The sequence below is a fragment of the Rhodoferax sp. GT1R46 genome (genome assembly GCF_056521285.1).
On sequence record NZ_JBWMBC010000004.1, the window covers coordinates 1 to 24,152 of the forward strand.

Annotated in this window: 25 protein-coding genes and 1 pseudogene; 23 read left to right on the forward strand and 3 right to left on the reverse strand. The window is 55.4% G+C overall.

The genetic code is table 11. The features are described 5' to 3' along the window. Positions 1-194: 194 nt before the first annotated feature. Positions 195-893: a DUF2726 domain-containing protein gene (locus tag AC097W_RS10330; protein WP_479602443.1), complete on the forward strand. Its 699-nt coding sequence runs from the start codon at positions 195-197 to the stop codon at positions 891-893. Positions 894-922: 29 nt separating this feature from the next. Here the strand turns inward: AC097W_RS10330 and AC097W_RS10335 are convergent. The 3 genes and pseudogenes from AC097W_RS10335 to AC097W_RS10345 form a co-directional block, all read right to left on the reverse strand. After that, a pseudogene (locus AC097W_RS10335) lies at positions 923-1,207 on the reverse strand (tripartite tricarboxylate transporter substrate-binding protein); the annotation flags it as partial. Between the two features lie 78 nt (positions 1,208-1,285). Continuing rightward, positions 1,286-1,960, reverse strand: coding sequence for an RloB family protein (locus tag AC097W_RS10340; RefSeq protein ID WP_479602445.1), 675 nt, complete (start codon positions 1,958-1,960; stop codon positions 1,286-1,288). Then, the gene (locus AC097W_RS10345; RefSeq protein ID WP_479602446.1) at positions 1,960-3,228 is read right to left on the reverse strand and encodes an AAA family ATPase; all 1,269 of its coding nucleotides are present in this window, start codon (positions 3,226-3,228) and stop codon (positions 1,960-1,962) included. Before AC097W_RS10345 ends, AC097W_RS10340 begins: the two co-directional genes overlap by 1 nt. A 214-nt stretch (positions 3,229-3,442) precedes the next feature. Here AC097W_RS10345 and AC097W_RS10350 point away from each other — a divergent pair, with 214 nt between their 5' ends. From AC097W_RS10350 to AC097W_RS10455, 22 genes are all read left to right on the forward strand, one after another. Continuing rightward, positions 3,443-4,249, forward strand: coding sequence for a ParB/RepB/Spo0J family partition protein (locus tag AC097W_RS10350; RefSeq protein WP_479602448.1), 807 nt, complete (start codon positions 3,443-3,445; stop codon positions 4,247-4,249). A gap of 205 nt (positions 4,250-4,454) precedes the next feature. Then, positions 4,455-4,826 carry a MarR family EPS-associated transcriptional regulator gene (locus tag AC097W_RS10355; RefSeq protein WP_479602450.1) on the forward strand — a complete coding sequence of 124 codons (372 nt, stop codon included), beginning with the start codon at positions 4,455-4,457 and terminating at the stop codon, positions 4,824-4,826. Next, positions 4,823-5,083, forward strand: coding sequence for a GDP-mannose 4,6-dehydratase (locus AC097W_RS10360; protein ID WP_479602452.1), 261 nt, complete (start codon positions 4,823-4,825; stop codon positions 5,081-5,083). The genes AC097W_RS10355 and AC097W_RS10360 overlap by 4 nt, the downstream gene beginning before the upstream one ends. Before the next feature lie 138 nt (positions 5,084-5,221). Continuing rightward, positions 5,222-6,520: a nucleotide sugar dehydrogenase gene (locus AC097W_RS10365; protein ID WP_479602454.1), complete on the forward strand. Its 1,299-nt coding sequence runs from the start codon at positions 5,222-5,224 to the stop codon at positions 6,518-6,520. A gap of 41 nt (positions 6,521-6,561) precedes the next feature. Continuing rightward, positions 6,562-7,620: a Gfo/Idh/MocA family protein gene (locus AC097W_RS10370; RefSeq protein WP_479602456.1), complete on the forward strand. Its 1,059-nt coding sequence runs from the start codon at positions 6,562-6,564 to the stop codon at positions 7,618-7,620. A 1-nt stretch (position 7,621) separates the two neighbouring features. Beyond that, positions 7,622-8,200, forward strand: a complete 579-nt coding sequence (locus tag AC097W_RS10375; protein WP_479602459.1) for an acyltransferase — start codon at positions 7,622-7,624, stop codon at positions 8,198-8,200. A gap of 17 nt (positions 8,201-8,217) precedes the next feature. Continuing rightward, a complete protein-coding gene (locus AC097W_RS10380; protein ID WP_479602461.1) occupies positions 8,218-9,321 on the forward strand; it encodes a DegT/DnrJ/EryC1/StrS family aminotransferase in 1,104 nt (367 codons plus the stop codon). A 5-nt stretch (positions 9,322-9,326) separates the two neighbouring features. Continuing rightward, a complete protein-coding gene (locus AC097W_RS10385; protein WP_479602463.1) occupies positions 9,327-10,601 on the forward strand; it encodes a lipopolysaccharide biosynthesis protein in 1,275 nt (424 codons plus the stop codon). 35 nt (positions 10,602-10,636) lie between these two features. Then, positions 10,637-11,635 (forward strand): NAD-dependent 4,6-dehydratase LegB, encoded by a 999-nt coding sequence (locus tag AC097W_RS10390; protein ID WP_479602465.1) that lies wholly within the window; start codon positions 10,637-10,639, stop codon positions 11,633-11,635. Between the two features lie 5 nt (positions 11,636-11,640). Beyond that, a complete protein-coding gene (locus AC097W_RS10395) occupies positions 11,641-12,807 on the forward strand; it encodes a LegC family aminotransferase (RefSeq protein WP_479602469.1) in 1,167 nt (388 codons plus the stop codon). A gap of 41 nt (positions 12,808-12,848) precedes the next feature. Continuing rightward, positions 12,849-13,484, forward strand: coding sequence for a PglD-related sugar-binding protein (locus AC097W_RS10400; RefSeq protein ID WP_479602471.1), 636 nt, complete (start codon positions 12,849-12,851; stop codon positions 13,482-13,484). Beyond that, the gene (gene neuB / locus AC097W_RS10405) at positions 13,481-14,482 is read left to right on the forward strand and encodes an N-acetylneuraminate synthase (RefSeq protein ID WP_479602473.1); all 1,002 of its coding nucleotides are present in this window, start codon (positions 13,481-13,483) and stop codon (positions 14,480-14,482) included. Before AC097W_RS10400 ends, neuB begins: the two co-directional genes overlap by 4 nt. Further along, positions 14,479-15,642, forward strand: a complete 1,164-nt coding sequence (neuC, locus tag AC097W_RS10410) for a UDP-N-acetylglucosamine 2-epimerase (protein ID WP_479602475.1) — start codon at positions 14,479-14,481, stop codon at positions 15,640-15,642. Before neuB ends, neuC begins: the two co-directional genes overlap by 4 nt. A 15-nt stretch (positions 15,643-15,657) precedes the next feature. Then, a complete protein-coding gene (locus tag AC097W_RS10415) occupies positions 15,658-16,713 on the forward strand; it encodes a nucleotidyltransferase family protein (protein ID WP_479602477.1) in 1,056 nt (351 codons plus the stop codon). A gap of 33 nt (positions 16,714-16,746) precedes the next feature. Then, a complete protein-coding gene (locus AC097W_RS10420) occupies positions 16,747-18,060 on the forward strand; it encodes an N-acetyl sugar amidotransferase (protein WP_479602480.1) in 1,314 nt (437 codons plus the stop codon). Continuing rightward, complete coding sequence (gene hisF / locus AC097W_RS10425) at positions 18,057-18,827, forward strand: imidazole glycerol phosphate synthase subunit HisF (RefSeq protein ID WP_479602482.1); 771 nt, start codon at positions 18,057-18,059, stop codon at positions 18,825-18,827. The genes AC097W_RS10420 and hisF overlap by 4 nt, the downstream gene beginning before the upstream one ends. After that, complete coding sequence (hisH, locus tag AC097W_RS10430) at positions 18,820-19,461, forward strand: imidazole glycerol phosphate synthase subunit HisH (RefSeq protein WP_479602485.1); 642 nt, start codon at positions 18,820-18,822, stop codon at positions 19,459-19,461. The genes hisF and hisH (AC097W_RS10430) overlap by 8 nt, the downstream gene beginning before the upstream one ends. Continuing rightward, positions 19,458-20,171, forward strand: coding sequence for an acylneuraminate cytidylyltransferase family protein (locus AC097W_RS10435; protein ID WP_479602488.1), 714 nt, complete (start codon positions 19,458-19,460; stop codon positions 20,169-20,171). Before hisH (AC097W_RS10430) ends, AC097W_RS10435 begins: the two co-directional genes overlap by 4 nt. Positions 20,172-20,344: 173 nt before the next feature. Beyond that, positions 20,345-21,619 (forward strand): hypothetical protein, encoded by a 1,275-nt coding sequence (locus tag AC097W_RS10440; RefSeq protein ID WP_479602490.1) that lies wholly within the window; start codon positions 20,345-20,347, stop codon positions 21,617-21,619. A gap of 40 nt (positions 21,620-21,659) precedes the next feature. Next, positions 21,660-22,268: an imidazole glycerol phosphate synthase subunit HisH gene (hisH, locus tag AC097W_RS10445; RefSeq protein ID WP_479602492.1), complete on the forward strand. Its 609-nt coding sequence runs from the start codon at positions 21,660-21,662 to the stop codon at positions 22,266-22,268. After that, entirely contained in the window at positions 22,265-23,032 is a 768-nt protein-coding gene (locus tag AC097W_RS10450; protein ID WP_479602495.1) for an AglZ/HisF2 family acetamidino modification protein, read from the forward strand. The genes hisH (AC097W_RS10445) and AC097W_RS10450 overlap by 4 nt, the downstream gene beginning before the upstream one ends. Then, positions 23,029-24,150, forward strand: a complete 1,122-nt coding sequence (locus AC097W_RS10455) for an N-acetyl sugar amidotransferase (protein WP_479602498.1) — start codon at positions 23,029-23,031, stop codon at positions 24,148-24,150. Before AC097W_RS10450 ends, AC097W_RS10455 begins: the two co-directional genes overlap by 4 nt. The last annotated feature ends 2 nt before the right edge of the window (positions 24,151-24,152 follow it).

Consider the following 24,152-nt stretch of genomic DNA (forward strand, 5'->3'; position numbering starts at 1 on the left):
ATATCGGTCACGATCCCCGGAATCGTCGGTCACGATCGCGGAATCCCAGATTTACCCCGTTTCGGGGCATCGGTCACGATCAGCGGAATGACCGGTCACGATCCTCCGGAATACCCACAATTACGATCAAAGCACGGTAAACTGCAATCGCTTGTAAAGCCCCGTTAGATGGCTGAGTAATCAGGGTAAATGAAATGTTTTATGCTTTTTTTGTCGGTTTGGCAGTAGGGGCGGGGCTACTCTACTGGCGCAACAAGATGGTTGCACGCGAGAGTCGGCGTATTCCCAAGGAATGGCCGCTGAAAGTGCGGCCGCTCGTCAATAACCGCGAAAGACGGGTGTGGGTATGGCTTACCAAGGTCATGTTTGACCAGCAAATACTCATAAAGCTGCCAGTCACCCGATTCACGACACCGTCCCACCAAGAAGAAGCAACGCATTGGTACAAGCTGCTCAATGGCGTTTACTGCACGTTCACCGTCTGCAATACCGAGGGTCAGGTGATTGGATGTGTGGATGTGCCAGGTCCCAAAGGGTTGTCGATGGGCAACCAGACACTCAAGCACACATTACTCTCGCAGTGCGGCATTCGCTATTGGGTGGTAGACCCTGCCAACTTGCCCCATCTGACGCAGATTCGCACGGCATTTCTGGGTGAAGACGCGGTCAAGGGAAATGAGCGCGATCATCTTGAGAGCCGCTTCAAGGACGTCAAGGACAACCTTCAGGCAGCGGTCACTCGGCAACGGCACAACAAGAGCAGCAGCTTTACCCGGCTGGAGTCCACGCTGGGAGACACTTCGGATTTCGCAGAAAGTCGGCTTGGATCCGGCTGGGAGCAAAACTCCTTCGTCACACCGCTGGACAGCCGGTCCGCACCTCTGGGCTCCTAGTCACAAGGCAATGGTTCCGATTGCCAGGGTTAGTCCACCTTGGCACCAGACGTTTTAACGATCTGCGCCCATTTTCTGGATTCTTTCTGAATATAGGCAGCGAATTCATCTGGCGTGTTGCCAATGGGATTTGCACCTTGCGCCATCAGCTTCTCCTTGACTGCCGGACTGGCCAGTGCGCGGGCGATCTCTTGCTGAAGTTTGATAACAATTTCCTTTGGTGTACCCGCAGGAGCCAGAATGCCAAACCAGGAACTGGCTTCAAAATTGGCAAAATCTCCACCACTCTGGGCGATAGGTGCCACCCCTACCAACTGCAAAGCAAGCGGCGTGACACGTTACCAGCTACTGCCTTGGACTGCAGCCTCAGGCAACTCTCACATTTCACGCATTCAGCCGCGAAGCGTAGTCAGCAGCTTTACCAGTTCAACAATGGCGGTGAAAGGCTCAGGGTCCGTGCGCGCGGTAAAGTGCACCGCCAATCGTTCTGCACGCTTGGTGGCGACGGCCAAATGCACATTGGTGGTCGCGAACGCGTTGCCCGCGCCTTTGTCATAGCCCGGCATGTGCAGCTTGAGGCGGCGCATCACTTCATCACGATGCAGCGGAGCCTGTATGTCCTCAAAATGCAGCAGCAGCCACAGCTCAAAACTGGGCACCGATGCAATGGCCTGAAAGGAGACCGGCTGCTTGGCATCATTCCTGAGCTTGCCGTCCAGCGAGGCTGCCAGCGTCAGAGCCTCGTGATAGCTGTCATGGTCGTCACGGTCAAACACGGCATAGACCTTCTCGAACGCACGACGCTGAATGTTCTTATAGCGGTCGCCATCCTCAAACAATTCTTTCGCATACTGCACAACCTGAATTGGCGCGGTCCCCAAGTCGCTAGGCTGAACCTCCACGTTGGCGGTGTGCAAGCGATGGATAGCGCGAATCTCGAGAAAATAATTCGGCTCCGTCTTGCTGCCCTCGGAAACGATCAGGATCCGGTCGTAGCTGGCACGCCGCCCCTGCTTACGCTCCAGCTGCTTTTGTTGGCGCTCCTTTGGGGAATTGTCGCGCGCCATCAGTGTTTCAACCCCAGTGTGTGGTCGAGAAATGGCACACCACCGTATCTACCCATCAGGTAGCCCCGCTCCATATCTTCATTCTTACGCGGGCTGAATTCTGACAAGCTGACCAATGCCGAGGTCTGATCGCGATTTTTTTCCACGAACCACACCTGATCTCGCCGAAACAGATCTGGCGCGTCCAGCAACGACGTGTCGTGCGTTGTGAAGATCAGTTGCGCACCGCCGGTGTTGATCTCGGGTCGGTGGAATAGTCGCACCAATTCGCGCACCAGCAAAGTGTGCAAACTGGTGTCGAGTTCGTCGATAACAAGTGTCAGCCCTTTGCTGAGGATATCCAGCACTGGCCCTGCAAGAAACAGCAGATTGCGCGTGCCGTTGGACTCGTCCATCAAATCAAACTCAGCTTTGCCCTGTTCGGTGACATGGTGAAAGCGCAGTTTGTGCTCTTCCATCTCTTCTGATCGCACTTCGGTTTTTCCGGCGACCAAGTCAAAGTGAACAGCCTGCCCAGGAACTTTGCGCGTTTCCACATCGATGTCGGCGATGCTGATGTCGGCGGCAGAGAGAAAGTTGCAAATTTCTTTGCGGCCTTCTGCCTGCTTGAGCATCTGAATAGACACCTGAGGACTGAGCTGGGCTTGCTCATTGAAGATGACCAGTCGACTCGTGAACCAGTCGAACACCGGGCGCAAGGCTTCGCTATTGAGTTGCACAGCCATTGACAGGAACAATGCGTTCGGTCGGGTCGCCCCTTCCCACAGATTCTTGGGACCTTTAAGACCAGGGCCAAATTCGTAGACATCTTTTCCGGTAACTGTGTCGAAGTGGCGCGTGAACCAGCGCTGGGGCTTGAAAGCCTTGTAAACCAGCAAATGCTCACTCACGATGCGCTGTGCGGTCATGGCAAAGCCATACTGGTAACGCACACCATCAATCAGGAAAGTTACTTCAAACTCGCTGGGCTGGCTGGCGGAATCGGCATCGAGTCGGAATGGCTGCACTGCAAAGGTCTGGCCAGGTTGGATCGCCGTCGCCGACTCAGTCACCACGCCACGCATATATTGCAGCGCTTTGATGAGATTGGACTTGCCGCTCGCGTTTGCGCCATACACCACCGCACTGCGCAACAGAGTCGGGGCAGCGCTGATGCCTGTTGTTTGTGTATGGGTGTCCTGCAGGGTCTTGTCCTTGGATGCAACAAGACTCAGCACCTGTTCGTCGCGCAGGCTTCGGAAGTTCTTAACGCGGAACTCTATCAGCATTGAATTCACCTTGAGACATGATAATAAATCAACATTTTGCAATAGTAGCGCAAAAAATCAAGTTATTAATGCGATAAAGTCATGTTTTTAGGTGCTCAGGAAGGCAACGTCGCCTGGCTGTGAGCGGGAGTCATGGCCGCGTCCAAGCTCAGTTGCTTCAGACGTGCTCGGTTCGATGCCGTCAGATTTCGACTCATGTTGTCACGTTTTCCAGATGCCCACCAAACCGCTCAACACCCTGCTTGGGTTTGACCTAGAAACCTATCAAATCCCGATTGACCAACTGCTGCCCAGCAAAAAGGTGCCAGACGGCATCATGAGCACGCGCAAATACAAGCAAATCGTCTCATCCATCCATGAAATTGGCCTGATCGAACCCCTGGCCGTCATCCAGCCCGATCCCAGCAAGTCTGAATACCTGCTGCTGGATGGCCATTTGCGCGTGCTGGCTTTCAAAGAACTGGGCCTGAACGAAGTGGCTTGCCTGTTTGCCAAAGACGACGAAACCTACAGCTACAACCACCGGATCAATCGCCTGTCAACCATTCAAGAGCATTACATGATCCGCCGCGCCATTGACCGGGGCGTGAGCAAAGAGCGCCTGGCGCGCGCCTTCAATGTGAATTTGAGCTCGATCAACCGGCGCATCAACCTGCTCTCAGGCATTTGCCCCGAAGCCATTGCCCTGCTGCAAGACCACCAGTTCACCCCGGATGTAACCCGCATTTTGCGCAACATGAAGGCCGCCCCCATGGAGCAACTGGTCAAGCTGGAGAAAGAGATGAGCCAGGTTCAGGCCACCTATAAAGATGCGGAAAGCAACTACGGCTCTGAATTGCTCAATCTGGTGGTGGCTAAAGGCTACTTGACCAAGTTGCTGGCCAATGCAGCCGTCAAAAGCTACATCGAACGCCGCGAACCGGAGATTTTGAGCCACCTGGAACTGGTGGCCAACACCGTCAGCACGGAAGAGGCGGTGCAGCAGCAACAGGGTGAAGCGGTGCTCAGCGTGGAGCGGTAAATGCTGGATAGGACGGTAGTCGGACGCGAAATTATTTTGCATCGCACCAAATTGGTAAATCCGAGGCTAAAATTGTTTGAAATCAAAACAATAACGCTTTACCGGCCAACCTGTCACACGCCCATCTGGGCGCCCACTGGCTGCGGTAGCTATTCTGAATTTACTTATTTTCAGCTCCCAGAACTTGCCAGACCGAATTTACCCGATGACCACACGCCGCCAGACCGCCAACGACGACACCCTATTTTGGACGCTCAAAGTGCTCCAGGAAAAACCTGGCGTGACGCAGCGCACCTTGGCAAAGGAAGTCGGCATCAACGTCAGCACCATCAACTTCTGCCTCAAAGCGCTGGTTGAAAAAGGCTGGATCAAAATGGGCAGCTTCAGCAAGAACCCCGACAAATTGAGTTACGCCTACCTGCTTACTCCCACCGGCATGGCTGAAAAAGCTGTACTGACCCGACGGTTCTTGCAGCGCAAGATGGCGGAATATGAAAAACTGCGTGAAGAATTTGAAGCGTTGCAGCTTGAAGCTGACCAGCCATCTCAATCCACATCAGCGCAATCCGGTTCATGAGCAACATCCAAAAAAATCTATGTAGCAGGCCGCCTTGGCATGGTTGGCTCACCGGTGTCAATGAAGTAGGCTATGCAGTCGTTCCTGGCGCATTGCGTGAGGCGGCAATAGTCCGCATCGACCCCCGCTACTTCCGCCCCACCGAAGTCGAGACCCTGCTCGGTGACCCCACCAAGGCCAAACAAAAACTAGGCTGGGGGCCTGAGATCACCGCGCAAGAAATGTGCGCTGAGATGGTCGCCAACGACCTGGCTTAGGCCAAAAAACACGCCCTGCTCAAGCACCACGGGTACAGCGTCAACGTCAGTATTGAATGAAATCGGCCTCTAACCCCTGTCCATCCTTCGTAAGCAGCTACTAGAACAGAAGCAAAATAACTTCACCGCCACCCTGTCATGAACCTGAACAACAACAACAAAATCGCCATCATCGGCCTTGGCTACGTAGGCTTGCCGCTTGCCGTTGAATTTGGCAAACAGTTTGACACCCTTGGCTTTGACATCAATACCCAGCGCGTCGCGCAATTGCGCAGCGGGCAAGACCGCACGCTTGAAACCACGTCTGAAGAGTTGGCGCTGGCCGCGCGGCTGCAATTCAGCGCCGATGCCGCGGCGCTCGCCGACTGCAACGTGTTCATCGTCACCGTGCCCACGCCCATTGACAAAGCCAACCGCCCCGACCTGACGCCGCTGGTCAAAGCCAGCGAAACGGTCGGCAAGGTGCTAAAGCCAGGCGACATCGTTATTTATGAGTCCACCGTGTACCCTGGAGCCACCGAAGAAATTTGCGTGCCTGTACTGGAACAATTTAGCGGGGAAAAGTTCAACGTTGATTTTTTTTGCGGCTACAGCCCCGAGCGCATCAACCCCGGCGACAAGGTCAACACACTCACCAAGATCAAAAAAATCACCAGCGGCAGTACGCCTGAAGTGGCTGAGGTCGTAGACGCCCTGTATAAAAGCATCATCACCGCAGGTACCTTTAAGGCAAGCAGCATCAAGGTCGCGGAAGCAGCCAAAGTCATTGAGAACACCCAGCGCGACCTGAACATCGCCTTGGTCAACGAGTTATCCGTCATCTTTGACCGCTTGGACATCGATACCACTGAAGTGCTTGAAGCGGCCGGCAGCAAATGGAATTTTTTACCGTTTCGACCTGGTATGGTGGGTGGCCACTGTATTGGTGTCGACCCGTATTACCTTACCCACAAGGCTGAAGAGGTGGGTTACCACCCGCAAGTCATTCTGGCCGGTCGCCGCATCAACGACAACATGGCGCGCTACGTTGCCCGCAACGTGATCAAACGTATGTTGCGCAACGGCATTGACGTCGCGCGCAGCACAGTCGGTCTGCTGGGCATCACCTTCAAAGAAAATTGCCCCGATATCCGCAACAGCAAAGTCGTGGACATGGTGCGTGAATTCGAAACATGGGGCATCAGAGTCGTGGTTACCGACTCATGGGCCAACGCTGAAGAAGTGGCGCACGAATATGGCGTTGAACTTGGCACAGTCGATGCCGACCACCCGGTGGACTCCCTTGTCATCGCCGTAGGCCACAGCGAATACCGCAATCTGACCCCCGCTGACCTGCGCCTGCTTTGCCGGGGTGACAAGCCCGTCTTGGCCGATGTCAAAAGCCTCTACAACCGCCACGAGGCCGCCGCAGCCGGTTTTACCGTCTTCCGTTTGTAGTTCTCATGCTGCAGCAACACCCAAGAAATTGAAGAGAAAAGATGTACAACTACGCCCCCATCACCAACCGAAAAATACGCCTCGCCCTGATTGGCTGCGGCCGCATTGCCAACAACCACTTTGCAGCCATCGAGAGCCACGCTGAAAACGTAGAACTGGTTGACGTGTGTGATGTCAACGCCGACGCCCTGGCGCAAGCCGTCACCCGCACCAAGGCCACCGGCCACAGCAACTTGGCTGACCTGCTAAAGACCACCACGGCAGACTTGGTGGTGTTGACCACCCCCAGCGGCCTGCACCCCGAGCAAGCGATTCAGGTAGCCGCGTCTGGCCGCCACGTCATGACCGAAAAGCCCATGGCCACCCGCTGGCACGACGGTGTGCGGATGGTCAAAGCCTGTGACGATGCCAATGTGCGCCTGTTTGTGGTCAAACAAAACCGACGCAACGCAACCCTGCAGCTGTTAAAGAAAGCTGTTGAACAAGACCGCTTTGGGAAAATTTACTCGGTGGCCATGAATGTGTTCTGGACCCGCCCACAAGCGTATTACGACAGTGCCAAATGGCGCGGTACCTGGGAATTTGATGGCGGAGCCTTCATGAACCAGGCCAGCCATTACATCGACCTGCTGCACTGGATGATTGGCCCGGTCGAAAGCGTTATGGCCTACACCGCCACGCTGGCGCGCAACATCGAAGTCGAAGACAGCGGTGTAGCCGCCATACGCTGGCGCAGCGGGGCCATGGGCACCTTGAACGTCACCATGCTTACCTACCCCAAAAACATGGAAGGCAGCATTACCATCCTGGGAGAAAAAGGCACGGTGCGCATTGGCGGCGTAGCGGTCAATGAGATACAGACCTGGGAATTTGCCGACACCCGCCCGGAAGACGCTGAGGTGGCTGCCAGCAGCTACCAAACCACCTCGGTCTATGGCTTGGGCCACCCGCTCTACTATCGCAACGTAATCGAAACCCTGCGCGGTGAAGCCGAACCGGAAACCGATGGCCGCGAAGGACTCATCACACTAGAGTTGCTCATCGCCATGTACCTATCGTCCCGTGACGGCAAGCGAGTTGCCTTGCCGTTGGAATACTGACATGAGCGTCACCATTCACCCCACGGCTATTGTTGACGAAGGTGCACAAGTTGGCGACGGTAGCCGCGTCTGGCACTGGGTGCACATCAGTGGTGGCGCCCAAATCGGCCGCGATTGCTCGTTTGGTCAAAACGTGTTTGTGGGCAACCGCGTGGTGATTGGCAACAACTGCAAGATCCAGAACAACGTCTCGGTCTATGACAACGTGACTTTAGAAGACGACGTATTCTGCGGCCCCAGCATGGTCTTTACCAACGTGTACAACCCTCGCAGCGCAGTGAGCCGCAAAGACGAATACCGTGACACACTGGTCAAACGCGGCGTTACCCTGGGGGCCAACTCCACGGTGGTTTGCGGCACCACACTGGGCGAATACGCTTTTGTGGCGGCTGGTGCGGTCATTAACCGAAACGTCAAACCCTACGCCTTGATGGCAGGCGTGCCAGCCAAACAGATCGGGTGGATGAGTCGGTTTGGCGAACGGCTGGGCTTGCCGTTGGGTGGTAATGCCGAGACGCTTTGCCCGCATACCGGGCTGAAATATGTGCTGCGCGACGGCTTCTGCAGCGTTCAAGAATAAATGACAGGAATAAAAAGATGGAATTTTGTGACCTCAAAAGCCAATATCAACGGCTGAAAGCTGACATTGACGCGGGCATCCAGCGCGTACTAGACCACGGCCAGTACATCCTCGGCCCCGAAGTGACGGAACTGGAAGAAAAACTGGCCGCCTTTACTGGTGCCAAATACTGCATTACTTGCGCCAACGGCACCGATGCACTGCAAATCGCCCAAATGGCCTTTGGCATTGGCCCCGGTGACGAAGTCATCACCCCCGGTTTTACCTACATTGCCACCGCCGAAACCGTGGCCCTGCTCGGCGCCAAGCCGGTGTATGTGGATATTGATCCGCGCACCTACAACCTGGACCCACAATTGCTGGCAGCCGCCATCACCCCGCGCACCAAAGCCATCATCCCGGTCAGCCTCTACGGCCAGTGCGCCGACATGGATGCCATCAACGCCGTTGCCGCCAAACACGGCATCCCGGTTATAGAAGACGCTGCTCAAAGTTTTGGCGCCACCTACAAAGGCCGCAATAGCTGCAACCTAAGCACAGTTGCCTGCACCAGCTTCTTCCCCAGCAAACCGCTAGGCGCCTATGGCGACGGCGGCGCCATTTTCACCAATGACGAAGAACTGGCCAAAGTGCTGCGGCAAATCGCCCGCCACGGCCAAGACAGGCGCTACCACCACATCCGCGTCGGTGTCAACAGCCGCCTGGACACCCTGCAAGCCGCCATTCTGCTACCCAAACTGGCCATTTTTGAAGAAGAAATTGCCCTGCGCCAGCAAGTAGCAGCTCGGTACGCATCCATCTTTGCGAGCGAGGCGCGGCAATCCATGCCCCCGACAGTCCTACCCCACATCGAACCTCACAACACCAGCGTCTACGCCCAATACACCATCCGCGTGCAGGACCGCGCCGCCGTGCAGGAAAAGTTGAAGGCAGCCGGTATCCCGACCGCCGTGCATTACCCGATCCCGCTGAACAAACAACCGGCGGTGGCTGATGCAGCTGTGCAACTGCCAAGAGGCGATGAAGCCGCAGAGCAAGTGATCAGCTTGCCGATGGGGCCGTATCTAACAGCACCGCAACAGCGCCAAATTGCGCAGAGCCTCGCAGCTATTGAGGCCTGATTGCTGTGAATCTTCGGAGCAAGCTTTTTGGCAATGCGGCGATTTACCTTGGGGCGAATATCCTCAATGCCGGAATTCCATTCCTGCTTTTGCCAATTTTGACTCGGGTGCTCACACCGGCCGATTACGGAACCGTAGCCATGTTTGGCTTGGTGCTCAGCGTGATGGGGGCATTCACTGGTCTGAGTGTGCATGGGGCTGTAGGCGTACGTTATTTTCAGCTGGAAAAGAAGGCACTCGCGGAGTATGTTGGCGCTTGTGTCGGGATATTGGTGATCAGCACGGCAGTGCTTTTTTTGCTGGTTGCGGTATTTGGGGTGTGGCTTGCGGGGGCCTCCGGGGTGCCCTCAGATTGGCTTCTGGTGGCGGTTGTGCTTTCAGGCTTCCAGTTTCTCGGTAACATTCGCTTGGCACTCTGGCAGGTTTCTGGCGAGGCTAAAAAATACGGTGCGTTCCAGATTAGTCAGAGTTTGCTCAATGCGGCCGTTTCGCTGGTCTTGATATTAATGGTTGGCATGGCTTGGGAAGGCCGGGTTCTGGGGCAGACTGTGGCAGTCATGCTGTTTGGAATAATTGCTCTGTGGTGGTTGATGAAGGATGGTCTGATGCGGCCTTCAAAAGGCTGGCGTGTGCATTCCCGTGATGCTTTAAAATTTGGTGTGCCTCTGATACCTCATGTGATTGGTGGGTTGTTGATCGTCGCTGCTGATCGGTTTGTGATTGTCAAGCTGCTTGATGTTGCGCAAGCGGGTATCTACATGGTTGCTTTGCAGGTCGGGCAAGCACTTGGCCTCATGACCGAGTCGTTTAACAAGGCCTATGCGCCTTGGTTAATGAAAAATTTATCAAAGCCAACCGATGCATTACGTGTAACGATTGTGCGTGGGACCTATCTTTATTTTGTCTTGGTGCTCGCGGCCGCCACGACGTTCGGCCTCTTGGCTCCGTTGTTTGTCGGTTTCCTAGTAGGCGAGTCTTTTCGGGCAGCAGGCGAACTTGTTATTTATATCGCCCTTGGCTTTGCATTTGGTGGCTGTTATTTCATGGTTACCAACTACATTTTTTTTGAGAGTAAAACCAAGGTTCTTGCTTTTGTAACCTTTGTCTCTGGCCTTGCAAACATTCCCTTAATGTTTGTTCTTGTCGGGCATAGCGGCATCACTGGCGCAGGGCAGGCATTCATGCTGACAAATGCACTTAGTTTCATCGGCACGTGGTGGCTTGCTCAGAAGCTGCACCCAATGCCTTGGTTGAAAGCATTCCGGTCAACGGCTGGCTGACGACCGCGTTTATGCGAATTTATTGAATGCGACTTATGAAGAAAATCTTGATTACCGGAGCCGACGGCTTCATCGGCTCCCACCTGACCGAAGCACTTGTACGCGCGGGCTACGATGTTCGAGCATTCGTGCTCTACAACTCGTTCAACTCCTGGGGTTGGCTCGACCGCTGCAGCGCGGACGTCAAAGGGAAGTTCGAAGTGTTTGCTGGCGACGTGCGAGATCCCAACGGCGTGCGTACCGCCATGAAAGACTGCGACGCGGTGCTGCACCTCGCGGCCCTAATTGCCATCCCTTATTCATACCACTCGCCCGACACCTACGTTGAAACCAACATCAAGGGGACGCTCAACATCGTCCAGGCGGCGCGCGACCTGGGCGTGAGCAAGGTGGTGCAGACTTCGACGAGCGAGGTGTACGGCACGGCGCGCTTTGTGCCGATAACAGAAGATCACCCGCTGCAAGGCCAATCGCCTTATTCGGCTAGCAAGATTGGCGCAGATCAAATTGCCATGTCGTTTTATTCATCGTTTGGTACACCAGTTACGCTACTTCGACCTTTTAATACCTTCGGCCCGCGCCAGTCCGCTCGCGCCGTGATCCCGACCATCATCACCCAGATTGCCCATGGTCAACGGCAGATCAAGCTCGGCGCGGTGTCCCCCACGCGCGACTTCAACTACGTGGCGGATACAGTGGCTGGCTTTATTGCTGCCTTGGAGTCGGACCGTGCCGTTGGTGAGGTCATTAACCTTGGCAGTAATTTCGAAATTTCCATTGGTGACACTGCCCACGCTATCGCCGAAGCCATGGGAACATCCATAGAAATAATTACGGACGAACAGCGTTTACGCCCTGAGAAAAGCGAAGTTGAACGTTTGTGGGCATCCAACACCAAAGCACGAGAACTGCTCGGCTGGCAACCGCAATACGGTAGCCGCGAAGGCTTCTTGCGTGGCCTGACCGAGACCATCGCCTGGTTCCGTGAACCCGCGAACCTGTCAGCCTACAAAGCTGACACCTACAACATCTAAGCGCCATGAATACGACCAGCAATCTACCGCAGGACATCGTTCAAGCCATTAAGTCGGTGGTGGGCCCTGGGCCGCTCGCCCTGCACGAACCTCGTTTTCGCGGTAACGAATGGGCCTACTTGAAGGAATGCCTCGATTCAACCTTCGTGTCCTCCGTGGGTAAGTTTGTTGACCGTTTCGAGGATGACTTGGCCGCCTTCACCGGTGCCAAACGCGCGGTAGCCGTGGTCAACGGCACGGCAGCGCTGCATGTATCTCTGCTCTTGGCTGGTGTGGAAGCGGGCGACGAAGTGTTGTTGCCGGCACTCACCTTCATCGCCACAGCCAATGCTGTGGCCTATTGCCAAGCAACACCGCATTTTGTTGACAGCGAGGCGCGCTCGCTCGGCATGGACGCTCACGCTTTGCGGGACTACCTCACCAGCACGACCGAAATGCGCGGCGGCCATTGCATCAACCGCAGCACCGGCCGCGTCATCCGCGCGATGGTGCCGATGCACACCTTTGGACATCCCGTTGACATTGAAGCGCTGCTCGCACTCGCGCACGACTTCCACCTGCAACTTATCGAAGATGCCGCCGAATCCCTGGGCAGCACCGTGGGCGGGCAGCACACCGGCACCTTTGGGCTGATGGGCACCTTGAGCTTCAATGGCAACAAGACTATTACCACCGGTGGCGGCGGTGCCATCCTCACCAATGACCTCGAACTAGGCAAGCGCGCCAAGCACCTGACCACGACGGCCAAGTTGCCGCATCGATGGAACTTTGTGCATGACGAGGTGGGCTACAACTACCGGTTGCCCAACCTGAATGCTGCGCTGGGCTGCGCGCAGCTTGAGCAATTGCCAGGTTTCTTGGCCGACAAGCGCCACCTGTATGAGCGCTATCAATCAGCATTTGCCGACGTTAAGGGTGTTCGCCTGGTCGCCGAACCGGCGGGGTGCCACAGCAACTTCTGGTTGCAGACGCTGTTGCTTGACGATTCACTCGCCGACCAACGCGACGCGGTACTGACCGCCACCAACGATGCTGGCCTGATGACACGCCCGGTCTGGTCGCTGATGAATCGCCTGTCGATGTACAGCAACGCGCCTAAGGCACCTTTGCCGGTGGCCGAATCGCTGGAGCGGCGCTTGATTAACATCCCGAGCAGCTCGGGTTTGCTCTAGTCCCGCGGCAATACTCAACCCACACGAAAAGTCAATCAACAATGAAATCCTTAGGCATCTTCGGCACATCCGGCTTCGCGCGAGAGGTCAACGACATTGCCAACGAGCTCGGATACCGGACTGTGTACATCGGCCGCGATCAGGCTGAGCTCGACGCATGGACCTCACCCGGCGACGTCATGCTGGAATGTGACGCCGGTCGGCACGGTGACATGCAGTTCGCGATCGGCATTGGCCAAAACACCGTGCGGCAAAAGGTGGCCCAACGCTTCGGTGACGAGCTGCGCTTCGTCAACCTGATACATCCGAGCGCGAGCTTCGGTAAGGGGCAGCTCAACGCTATTGGTACCAGCAAGGGCGTAATCGTCTGTGCAGGGGTGAGGTTCACCAACAACATCCGGGTCGGCGACTTCACGATTTTCAACCTGAACGCGACGGTCGGCCACGATGTAATTGTTGATGACTTCGTCAACGTGTCCCCAGGCGCGAACATCTCAGGCAATGTGCACATTGGCACGCGCTGCTGGGTGGGCACTGGCGCGGCGGTCAACCAAGGCACGGACAGATTGAGGCTAATCATTGGCGCCGATACCGTGATCGGGTCGGGGTCCGTGGTTGTGAAGGACTGCGAACCGAGCGCTGTGTACGTTGGCATCCCGGCAAAGAGGATCAAATGAAGACACTGATCATTGCCGAGGCAGGCGTGAACCATAACGGCGATCTCGCCTTGGCGAAGAAGTTGGTCGCAAGCGCTGCCGCTGCGGGCGCCGACTTGGTTAAGTTCCAGAGCTTCATCACGTCCAAGAGCATCGCGCTGCACGCTCCGAAGGCGCAATACCAAAAGGGCAGCACCGATCCCACTGAAAGCCAGTTCGATATGGTGCGCAAGCTCGAACTGACGAGGGTGGACCACGACGAACTGATTGAAGAGTGTCGTCGACACGGCATTGGATTCTTCTCCACCGCGTTTGACACCGATAGTTTCGATATGCTGATCGAGCTGGGGCTAGACCTTGTCAAGATCCCGTCTGGCGAGATCACCAACCTACCATTCCTGCGTCACATGGCGGGTTGTGGAAAGTCGATGATTCTGTCCACCGGCATGGCGACTCTGGGTGATATTGAAGCTGCAATCGACGTGTTGGAACAGGCTGGCACAGCGCGTGCCCAAATCACTGTACTCCACTGCACCACCGAATACCCCACGCCCATGAATGAAGTCAACCTGCGTGCCATGCAGAGCATTCATGCCGCCTTTGGCGTAGCGGTAGGTTATTCCGACCACACACCCGGCATCGAAGTGGCCATTGCCGCCGTGGCCATGGGTGCGACCGTGATTGAAAAACATTTCACGCTGGACCGCAATTTACCCGGCCCCGACCACCAAGCCAGCCTTGAGCCAACAGAGCTCAAAGCCATGGTGGCAGCCATTCGCAATATTGAAGTCGCACTGGGCGATGGCATCAAACGCCTAACACCAAGCGAGGCGCGGAATAAACCAGTTGCTCGCAAGTCAATGGTGGCCAGCCAAGCTATTAAAGCGGGCGACGCATTTAGTGCGCAAAACATCACCACCAAGCGGCCTGGTACGGGTGTCTCTCCCATGCGTTGGGATGAAGTGATAGGACGCATCGCGACGCGCGATTTCGCGGCAGACGAGTTGATCGAACTATGACCCGGAAAATCTGTGTCATCACCGGCACCCGAGCCGAATATGGTTTGCTGCGCTGGGTCATGCAAGGCATTAAGGACGATTCAGAGCTCACGCTACAGGTCATTGCCACCGGCATGCACTTGTCGCCTGAGTTCGGTTTGACTTACCGCGAGATTGAAAAGGACGGTTTTCAGATTGACCGCAAGGTCGAAATGCTCACCAGCTCAGACACGCCCGTGGGCATCGCCAAATCCATGGGCTTGGGGTTAATCGGTTTGGCCGATGCATTGAATGAGCTGAACCCCGACCTCATCGTGGTACTCGGCGATAGGTTCGAGATTTTTGCAGCAGTGGCAGCGGCTCTGGTTGCCCGTATGCCTGTCGCCCACCTGCATGGTGGTGAGACTACCGAGGGGGCTTTTGATGAAGCGCTTAGGCATTCGATCACCAAAATGTCGCACCTGCATTTTGTGGCGGCGGAAGTGTACCGCCAGCGAGTAATTCAGCTAGGTGAGCAGCCTGAACGGGTGTTTCTGGTCGGCGGCTTGGGCATTGACAACATCAAGCGATTGAAACTTCTCGACCGCGCAGAGTTAGAAGCGTCGATTGACTTCCAACTCGGCGCAAAGAACTTGTTGATTACCTTTCATCCGGTCACGCTTGAGACTTCAACGGCCGAAGATCAGATGGCAGAACTGTTAGCCGCCTTGGCAGAGCTGAAAGACACGCAACTTATTTTCACCATGCCCAACGCAGATACTGATGGCCGTACCTTGATCAAGATGGTGCAGCAGTTTGTGGCTCAACATCCTAACGCGCGCGCCTACACATCCCTCGGCCAACTGCGCTATCTTTCATGCGTAGCACAGATTGATGGCGTTGTGGGCAATTCTTCCAGTGGCTTGGCCGAAGTACCCAGCTTCAAGAAGGGCACCATTAACATTGGCGACCGTCAACGGGGACGGTTGCGTGCGACAAGCGTGATCAATTGCGAACCAACGCGTCAGGGTATCGCGGCCGCTTTGGAAAAGCTCTACACCGCAGCCTTTCAAGCGGGTTTGAGCCAGGTACAAAACCCTTATGGCGAGGGTGGCGCAAGTGAAAAAGTGGTTGAAACCATCAAGCACTGTGCGCTTGATGGCATCGCCAAAAAGTCTTTTTATGATCTACCTGCACATTGACATGGGGCGCAACAAGTGAATTCGACCGAACAAATCTGGCGCAAAGCCATCCTCCCCGCTCATGCCACCATTCAGCAAGCCATCAGCAACCTGGATCAGGTCGCGATCAAGATCGTCCTGGTGGTTAATGAGGCAGGTGAGCTGGAAGGCACGATATCTGACGGCGACATACGGCGCAGTTTACTCAAAGGACTGGACCTTAACAGCCCGATCACCAACGTCATCCATCGCAATGCGTTGGTCGTGCCGCCTGAAATGACGCGCGAGATGGTTATGCAGTTGATGGTGGCTAACAAGATCCAGCAGATTCCGGCCGTCGATGAGCATCACCATGTCGTCGGCCTGCATCTCTGGGATGAAATCGCCACACCACCCGTGCGCCCCAATCTGATGGTAATCATGGCCGGTGGCATGGGAACTCGGCTGCGACCACACACCGAAAACTGTCCTAAACCATTGTTGCCCGTGGCAGGCAAGCCGATGCTGGAGCACATCATTGAACATGCCAAATTGGAAGGGTTTAGTCATTTTGTGTTGGCAATCCATTACCTGGGCCACATGATTGAAGAACACTTTGGCAATGGCGAGCGACTTGGTGTGCAGATCGACTACCTGCGTGAACAGTCCCCGTTGGGCACAGCCGGTGCGTTAGGGTTGCTCAATCCACGCCCCGACGCTGCGTTTGTGGTCACCAATGGCGATGTGATCACTGATATCCACTACGGTGAACTGCTTGATTTTCACCTGCGTCACAACGCTGCCGCAACCATGGCGGTGCGCGTGCATGAATGGCAGCACCCCTTTGGCGTGGTGCAAACCCAAGGTGTTGAGATTGTGGGGTTTGAAGAAAAACCTGTGGCCCGCAGTCACATTAATGCGGGTGTCTATGCACTTGATCCGGATGCGTTGAATGCCTTGGCGGCTGATGCCCGCTGCGACATGCCCACCTTGTTTGAGCGCCTGCAAGAACAATCCAAACGCACGGTGGCGTATCCGATGCATGAACCGTGGCTCGACGTCGGACGCCCTGATGATCTGGAACGAGCGCGCAGCAATCACGCATCCATATAAATCCGAACCACCTCATTCCCCGAAGGAAACATAATGAAAATTGGCCCAAGCCCGAATACTGATCTGTCCCGATTTGCCAAACCTGAGCAAGAACTCGACGTGCTTTATGGGATGCCACGGTACGTAAAGTTTTGCAGGGTCTGCAATATGTCAAACCAGCAGCCAATGTCGAGCAATGAGTACACGCACAGCAAGGATTCAACTAAGACCACGTTGAGCTTTGACGACGAGGGCGTTTGCCACGCATGTCGCTTCAACATGCTAAAGGAAACCGGCGAGATCGACTGGGACGAACGCGAGCGCGAATTACTTCAACTGTGCAAACAGTTCCGCCGCGACGATGGCAGCTACGACTGCATCGTCGGCGGTAGTGGCGGCAAAGACAGCGCCATGCAGTCGCACCTGCTGAAATACAAATACGGCATGCACCCGCTTACGGTGACATGGTCACCTCACCTGTACACCGACATCGGTTGGAAGAATTTCCAGAATTGGCTGCACGTTGGCGGATTTGACAACTTCCTTTACACCCCCAATGGCAAGATCCATCGCATGCTAACGCGCAACGCGACGATCAACCTGCTGCACCCGTTCCAACCGTTCATCCTGGGCCAAAAGACCTTCGTCGCGAAGATGGCGGCACAGCTGAATATTCCTCTGATCTTCTATGGCGAAATGCCTGGTGAATACGGCGAGAAAATTTCCCACAAGACTTCCAGCTATGCGGCCGGTGCTGAAGGCGGCGAAAGCGAAGGCTTTTCGTTGGACTACATTGGCGGTCGGGACGTCCGCGACATTTTTCTCGGTGGAAAGCAGATCGGCGAGTACCTCGACGAAGGCGTGGAGATGGCCGACTTGAAAAGTTATCTACCGATGGACCCGGAGGTACTTAAGCGCAAAGGCATTGACTTCAAATACCTTGGCTATTACAAGAGGTGGGTGCCGCAGGAGGCCTACTACTACGCGGTGGAAAACACAGGTTTTGAAGCCAACCCAGTTCGCACTGAAGGAACCTACTCCAAGTACAACAGCCTAGACGACAAGGTTGACGGTTTCTTCTACTTCACACGCTGGATAAAGTTCGGTGTCGGCCGGGCGATGATGGATTCAGCGCAGGAGATTCGCAACCATCACATCAACAAGGACGAGGCAATTGCATTGATGCGCCGGTACGAGGGCGAATATCCTGCGCGCTACGAGAAGGAATTCCTTGAGTACATCAGCATGACGCGAGAAGAGTTCCTCGCGCATTGCGACCGCTTCCGCTCGCCGCACCTTTGGAAAGTTGAAGGGGGCCAATGGAAGCTGCGCCACAACCCGTGGGATCATGCGGTTCACACGGAATGAGCAATACGCGTCTCATTGCGAGACTCGATATAAAGGGTCCGAACCTGATCAAGGGGATTCACCTTGAAGGCTTGCGCGTGATCGGTCGACCCAATGACTACGCCAAGCTCTATTACGAGCAAGGTGCAGATGAGCTCATCTACATCGATTGCGTAGCCAGCCTGTATGGCCGTAACAGTCTGGGCGAAATCGTGCAAAGCGCAGCACAGGACGTGTTCATTCCGATGACCGTCGGTGGTGGCATCCGCTCAATCGACGACGCGACCCATCTGCTGCGTTGTGGAGCCGATAAGGTCGCGATCAATACTGCCGCGGTGGCCGACCCGAGCCTGATTACCAACATTGCCCGCCGCTTCGGCAGCCAATGCATGGTGCTGTCCATTGAAGCCAAGCGAATCGGACCGGATCGCTGGGAAGTCTTCACCGACAATGGCCGCGAGGATACCGGCCTGGACGTCATCGAGTGGGCCAAGCGCGGTGTCGCACTTGGCGCCGGCGAGGTGCTCCTAACCTCTGTTGACCAGGAAGGGACGCGCAAGGGATTTGACATCTCCTTGATTCGCGCGGTGACCAGTGAGGTGTCGGTGCCCGTTATCGCCAGCGGCGGTATGGGTGTGGCGGGGCATTTGATTGACGCGGTTCAGGCGGGTGGAGCAGATGCCGTGGCGATGGCTGACATACTTCACTATCGCAGAGCCACAATCGATGACATTCGCGCCACAGCGCGCAATGCGGGCATCCATGTCAGGAAATTTGGAAATGATTGACGTCACAGTTATCGACTACGGTGTGGGAAACTTGCTGAGTGTCAGTCGCGCACTCGAGCATTGCGGTGCCCGCGTGACTATCACGGACAATGCGGCGGTCATACTCGCTGCAGGCCGGGTGGTGTTGCCAGGCGTTGGATCCTTCGCAGAGGGCATTGCCGCACTGCAGGCCAAAGGCCTGGACTCGGTGGTAAGCCAGGTCGCAGCCACCGGCACGCCGCTACTGGGCATCTGCCTGGGTATGCAAATGCTGTTCGACGAAAGCGAAGAATTCGGTGCCACGGCAGGGCTGGGCCTGATACCCGGACGCGTGGTGCATATTCCTGCCACGACCACAACGGGCGAGCCGCACAAGATTCCCCACATCGGCTGGAACGAGCTGGTGCTACCGACTGGGCGCGCCTCTTGGCAGGGCGATCTTTTTGCCGACGTTGCGCCTGGCGAAGCGGCGTACTTCGTGCACTCCTTTATGGCGGAACCTGCGTCGCCTGAGTTCCGCTTGGCCGACTGCAACTATGGTGGAATTGCAGTCTCGGCGGCGGTAAAACGAGACAACGTGATGGGCTGCCAGTTTCACCCTGAAAAAAGTGGCGAAGTTGGTTTAAAAATACTACGCAGGTTCATCTTGCAATGAGAATTCTTGCCTTGATTACGGCACGTGGTGGCTCCAAGCGGCTCCCAGGGAAGAACATTCGTGTGCTCGGGCAAAAACCCCTGATCGTTTGGTCGATTGACGTGGCAAAAGACATTCCGGAAATTTGCGACATTCTCGTTAGCACCGACGACACCGCAATTGCTTCTGTATGTGCAGACGCTGGAGCCCTTGTGCCGTGGCTACGTCCGACAGAGTTAGCAACCGATACTGCAAGCTCAGTCGATGTTGCTCTGCACGCTTTGAATTGGTATGAGGCTGAGAAGGGCTCTGTTGACGGGCTTCTTCTATTGCAGCCGACATCGCCATTTAGATCCAGAGAAACCGTGCTCAGAGGTATGGAACTGTTTCAGAAGAATGGGCGGAAGCCAGTACTGGGCGTCTCGCCGACTCATACCCACCCGATGTGGACCTTGAAGATGGAGGGCAAGTATTTAGTACCGTTTATGCGGGAACACGGGATGGAAACACGGTCACAAGACTTGCTCCCGGCATTTGTAGTCAATGGTAGTTTTTATCTGATATCCCCCGCTGAGCTACGTGCGTGCCAGTCTTTTGTGGGGATCAAGACAATACCTTTATTAATAGAATCCACACAAGAAGCTTTGGATATTGATACGGATTGGGACTGGACAGTGGCGGCCGCAGCGTTGGCACTGACTACAAGTCGACAGGGGGCGGCATCAGAATGAGACGGGATACAACGCTGAGCGACATTTTACAGATCGAGGATTCCAAAGAGATTTCGGAGATTTGCTGTCCAGACACCGGCATACCCTTGTGGTCAACGATACGGAGTCCGTTTCTGCGTCTAATTATGGGTGACCTGCTTTACAGTGTGCCTATCGTTAGTAGAGTTGGGGCAATGGACGCTGGTTCGAGACTAAAACATATGTCGACGATCTTACGTGCCTTTGCGCACAATGCCATACGTCTCCATGCAGTCGATCAAAAGTATCCAATTATGTTGATGGCTACGGGCGCACGCTTAATTCAGCGCGAAGGGCGTTATTTCAATGCTCTGAGTGATTATTTAGTTTCAGCAGCATTGGATCGAACTTTTGTGGTTGAGGATCTGTTCAATTCGAATTGGCCTTTCCCTCGTCATCACCACAATGTTTTGCTTCACACACCTCTACGTGTGGAGGGGGTTTTGAAGGGTCGGCTAAGAGCGGGCAGCTATCGGGAGCCTGCTCGGGCTTTGGTTGAGTTGGTTAGTCAACGGGCGAAAAATAAAATCGGCTGGGATATAGGCAAGGAACGACGCCAGTGGGCTGAACGGCTCTGTACCAATGGGGCCGCGTCCTTATTGCCGCGCTACCGGAAGTATCACTCGATATTCAGAAAAATGGGAGCACGTTTGCTGATTAAGGAAGAGGCATGTTACGGCGGTGCCGATAACGCTACAGCCATTCTTGCGGCAAAGCATTTGGGGATGGTGACGGCGGAGTATCAACATGGTGCGATTTCGTCTGGGCACGATGCCTATAATTTTGCTCCAGCCATTTCGAATGATTACGCCTTTCAGCAGATTCTTCCAGACTACTTTTTGGCATACGGCTCATGGTGGGGAGAGCAGATCAATGCACCTGTCAAGAAAATCGCTATTGGTAACCCCCATAGGATTGAGACGCTTGATGTTTCGTCTTCCGTCCTCACGCATGGCCGGAAGATTTTGATACTCGGCGACGGTATCGAGACGACCGTCTACTTGGATCTGTGTGAACGTCTCTCTGCCGTGCTGCGGGACGCGGTTCAAGTGGTATTCCGACCGCATCCGTTGGAGCGCGCCAGTGTTTGGGCCAAGCATCCAAATGGGTTCGTGGGGAAGGTTCGGGTTGACGCCAACCAGGATATTTACAGTTCTTTCCGGGAAGTGGGAGCGGTTGTGAGCGAGGTTTCCACTGGATTGTTTGAGGCTATTGGTCTGGTACCCAAAGTTTTCATTTGGGACACTCCCAAGGCTCGTTTTTCCTATCCGGTGCATCCATTTCAGGGTTTTTCGGATGCTAGTGATCTGGCGCGGCTGGTTCTCGACGAAAGTGCCGGGCGAGTGAGTACCCAGCAGATGGAAAGTATCTGGGCGCCCAACTGGCAGCGCAATTATCTTGATTTCATTGAAAAAGCGGTTGAGCGATGAACTTTAATCTCACCAATGAATGCTGTCGGGAGTCATCATCATGATTGTCATCGTCGACTACGGTGTTGGCAATGTCGGCTCAGTATTGAACATGCTACGGAAGGTCGGTGCGAAAGTCCGTGTCAGCGGGGCGATCTCCGACATCGAGGCGGCTGACAAGTTGATCCTGCCAGGAGTCGGACATTTCGGCCACGGCATGAGCAAGCTAACCGCAACTGGACTCATCCCAGTGCTGGAAGAACAAGTGCTGGCTCAATCGAAGCCAATACTCGGCATCTGCCTTGGCATGCAAATGATGACGCGAGGCAGTGAAGAGCGCGACGTGCCGGGGCTGGGTTGGATCGACGCGTTTACTCACCGTTTCCCCGACGCACCCGACCTACGGGTTCCCCATATGGGATGGAACGTCGTTCGCCCGAGCGTGAACGCGCAGTTGTTCGGCCACGATGACGCAGAAGCCGAACGCTTTTATTTCGTGCATAGCTACTATGTGCGCACCGCTAACCCAGACCATGTGGCAGCGACCTGCCAGTACGGGGTTGACTTCGCTGCGGCGTTCGAAGTCGGAAACATCTTCGGTGTTCAATTTCATCCTGAGAAGAGTCACCTCTTTGGCATGGGACTGCTTCGCAGATTTGTCGCTCTATGACCGATTTGTTCAACCGTGTCATTCCCTGCCTGCTGCTGCAGGATGGGGGGTTAGTCAAGACCACTAAGTTCGGACGACCGCGCTATGTGGGTGATCCGATCAATGCGATCCGGATATTCAACGAGAAGTACGTCGACGAGCTCATTTTTCTCGACATCACCGCCTCGCGCACTGGCGCAGAGCCCAACTACGACTTGATCGCACGCATAGCCGGGGAATGCTTCATGCCGTTGTGTTACGGTGGTGGCATCCGCACATTGGAGCAAGCACGGCGCATTGTGGCGGGCGGAGTCGAGAAGATTGCCGTCAACAGCATGGCCATCGATCGACCGCAATTGTTGAGCGAGCTTTCGCAGGAGCTTGGCGCGAGCAGCGTTGTCGTAGCCATTGATGTCAAGCGCGATCTATTCGGACGCGAGCGGGTCTACCATCCAGGCCGGCGCCGCCTGACAAAACTGGACCCTGTGCAGCATGCAAAGGCGTCTGTAGACGCTGGCGCGGGCGAGGTCTTCCTAAACAATGTCGACCGTGATGGGCAGTGCAGCGGGTTCGACACCGCGCTGATCGCTAGGGTATCGGCTGCGGTGAATGTTCCCGTGATCGCTTGTGGCGGTGCGTCCAGCCTTGATGACATGCGTGCTGCCGTTGAGGCCGGCGCCTCGGCCGCTGCGGCAGGCAGCATTTTCGTTTTCTACGGGCCGCATCGAGCGGTGCTAATCAACTACCCGGACTACACGTCCATACGCCAATTGTTTCAACGATGAACGAGACATTTCAAGAATGCACGCGTTGCGTAATCGACGCGCACGCCGCCGATGTCGTCTTCGACAGCGCGGGCCGGTGCAACTATTGCACAGCCATGCTGGAGAAGTTGGCTGCATATCAGCCAACCGACCCAAAGGTGTTGGCTACCAAGCTCAACGCATTTGTGGAGAAGGTCCGCGCCGCAGGGAAAGGCAAGCGCTACGACTGCATTGTTGGCGTCAGTGGCGGCGCCGACAGCGCGTATGCCCTGTATCTGGCGAAGCAGCATGGTCTTAGGCCGCTGGCGGTCCACATGGACAACGGCTGGAACTCTGAGTTGGCGGTCAATAATATTGAGAACTTGGTACGCAAACTCGGCGTTGATCTCTACACCCACGTGGTCGAATGGCGGGAATACCGTGCCCTGCAGCAGGCCTTCTTCGATGCCGATGTCATTGATGTCGAATTGCTGTACGACAACGCGATGTTGGCGGTCAACTACGGGCTGGCGGCGCGATACGGGGTTAAATACATGCTCTCGGGTAGCAACACCACAACCGAGGGTATGCGGGTGCCGCGCAACTACAACTGGAACAAATTCGACCGCAAGAACATTCTCGACATCGCGCGCCGTGACGGCGTCAAGGTCCGCAGCCTGCCTACCATAGGTGTGAAGCGCTTCGTGTGGCATCGCATGGTACGCGGTACGCAGTGGGTACCATTCCTGGACTACATCGACTACAACAAGGAGCGGTGCATCGACGTGCTGGTCAAGGAGATCGGCTACCGGCCTTATCCGTACAAGCACTACGAATCCATTTTCACGCGCTTCTATCAAGGCTACCTGCTGCCGACCAAGTTCGGCGTCGACAAGCGCCGGTTGCACCTGTCCTCGCTGATCTGCTCGGGCCAGATGAGTCGGGAGCAGGCCAAGGAACTGCTGGCGCACAGCCCTTACCCGGACCCCGACGACCTACAAGCAGACATCGAATACTTCCTCAAGAAGATGGGTTGGACCGAACGGGGTCTTGCCACTTATCTGGCTCGCCCGGAGCGCCCGCATGACGACTTTGAAAGCGAAGCATCCCTGTATGCAAAGCTACTTGAACTGCAGAAGCGGTTCCTGCCAGGAAGGTGAGG

Coding starts and splice junctions, on each gene's coding strand:
- AC097W_RS10330 (WP_479602443.1), top strand. CDS start 195: ATGTTTTATGCTTTTTTTGTCGGTTTGGCAGTAGGGGCGGGGCTACTC.
- AC097W_RS10340 (WP_479602445.1), bottom strand. CDS start 1,960: ATGGCGCGCGACAATTCCCCAAAGGAGCGCCAACAAAAGCAGCTGGAG.
- AC097W_RS10345 (WP_479602446.1), bottom strand. CDS start 3,228: ATGCTGATAGAGTTCCGCGTTAAGAACTTCCGAAGCCTGCGCGACGAA.
- AC097W_RS10350 (WP_479602448.1), top strand. CDS start 3,443: ATGCCCACCAAACCGCTCAACACCCTGCTTGGGTTTGACCTAGAAACC.
- AC097W_RS10355 (WP_479602450.1), top strand. CDS start 4,455: ATGACCACACGCCGCCAGACCGCCAACGACGACACCCTATTTTGGACG.
- AC097W_RS10360 (WP_479602452.1), top strand. CDS start 4,823: ATGAGCAACATCCAAAAAAATCTATGTAGCAGGCCGCCTTGGCATGGT.
- AC097W_RS10365 (WP_479602454.1), top strand. CDS start 5,222: ATGAACCTGAACAACAACAACAAAATCGCCATCATCGGCCTTGGCTAC.
- AC097W_RS10370 (WP_479602456.1), top strand. CDS start 6,562: ATGTACAACTACGCCCCCATCACCAACCGAAAAATACGCCTCGCCCTG.
- AC097W_RS10375 (WP_479602459.1), top strand. CDS start 7,622: ATGAGCGTCACCATTCACCCCACGGCTATTGTTGACGAAGGTGCACAA.
- AC097W_RS10380 (WP_479602461.1), top strand. CDS start 8,218: ATGGAATTTTGTGACCTCAAAAGCCAATATCAACGGCTGAAAGCTGAC.
- AC097W_RS10390 (WP_479602465.1), top strand. CDS start 10,637: ATGAAGAAAATCTTGATTACCGGAGCCGACGGCTTCATCGGCTCCCAC.
- AC097W_RS10395 (WP_479602469.1), top strand. CDS start 11,641: ATGAATACGACCAGCAATCTACCGCAGGACATCGTTCAAGCCATTAAG.
- AC097W_RS10400 (WP_479602471.1), top strand. CDS start 12,849: ATGAAATCCTTAGGCATCTTCGGCACATCCGGCTTCGCGCGAGAGGTC.
- neuB (WP_479602473.1), top strand. CDS start 13,481: ATGAAGACACTGATCATTGCCGAGGCAGGCGTGAACCATAACGGCGAT.
- neuC (WP_479602475.1), top strand. CDS start 14,479: ATGACCCGGAAAATCTGTGTCATCACCGGCACCCGAGCCGAATATGGT.
- AC097W_RS10420 (WP_479602480.1), top strand. CDS start 16,747: ATGAAAATTGGCCCAAGCCCGAATACTGATCTGTCCCGATTTGCCAAA.
- hisF (WP_479602482.1), top strand. CDS start 18,057: ATGAGCAATACGCGTCTCATTGCGAGACTCGATATAAAGGGTCCGAAC.
- hisH (WP_479602485.1), top strand. CDS start 18,820: ATGATTGACGTCACAGTTATCGACTACGGTGTGGGAAACTTGCTGAGT.
- AC097W_RS10435 (WP_479602488.1), top strand. CDS start 19,458: ATGAGAATTCTTGCCTTGATTACGGCACGTGGTGGCTCCAAGCGGCTC.
- AC097W_RS10440 (WP_479602490.1), top strand. CDS start 20,345: ATGGACGCTGGTTCGAGACTAAAACATATGTCGACGATCTTACGTGCC.
- hisH (WP_479602492.1), top strand. CDS start 21,660: ATGATTGTCATCGTCGACTACGGTGTTGGCAATGTCGGCTCAGTATTG.
- AC097W_RS10450 (WP_479602495.1), top strand. CDS start 22,265: ATGACCGATTTGTTCAACCGTGTCATTCCCTGCCTGCTGCTGCAGGAT.
- AC097W_RS10455 (WP_479602498.1), top strand. CDS start 23,029: ATGAACGAGACATTTCAAGAATGCACGCGTTGCGTAATCGACGCGCAC.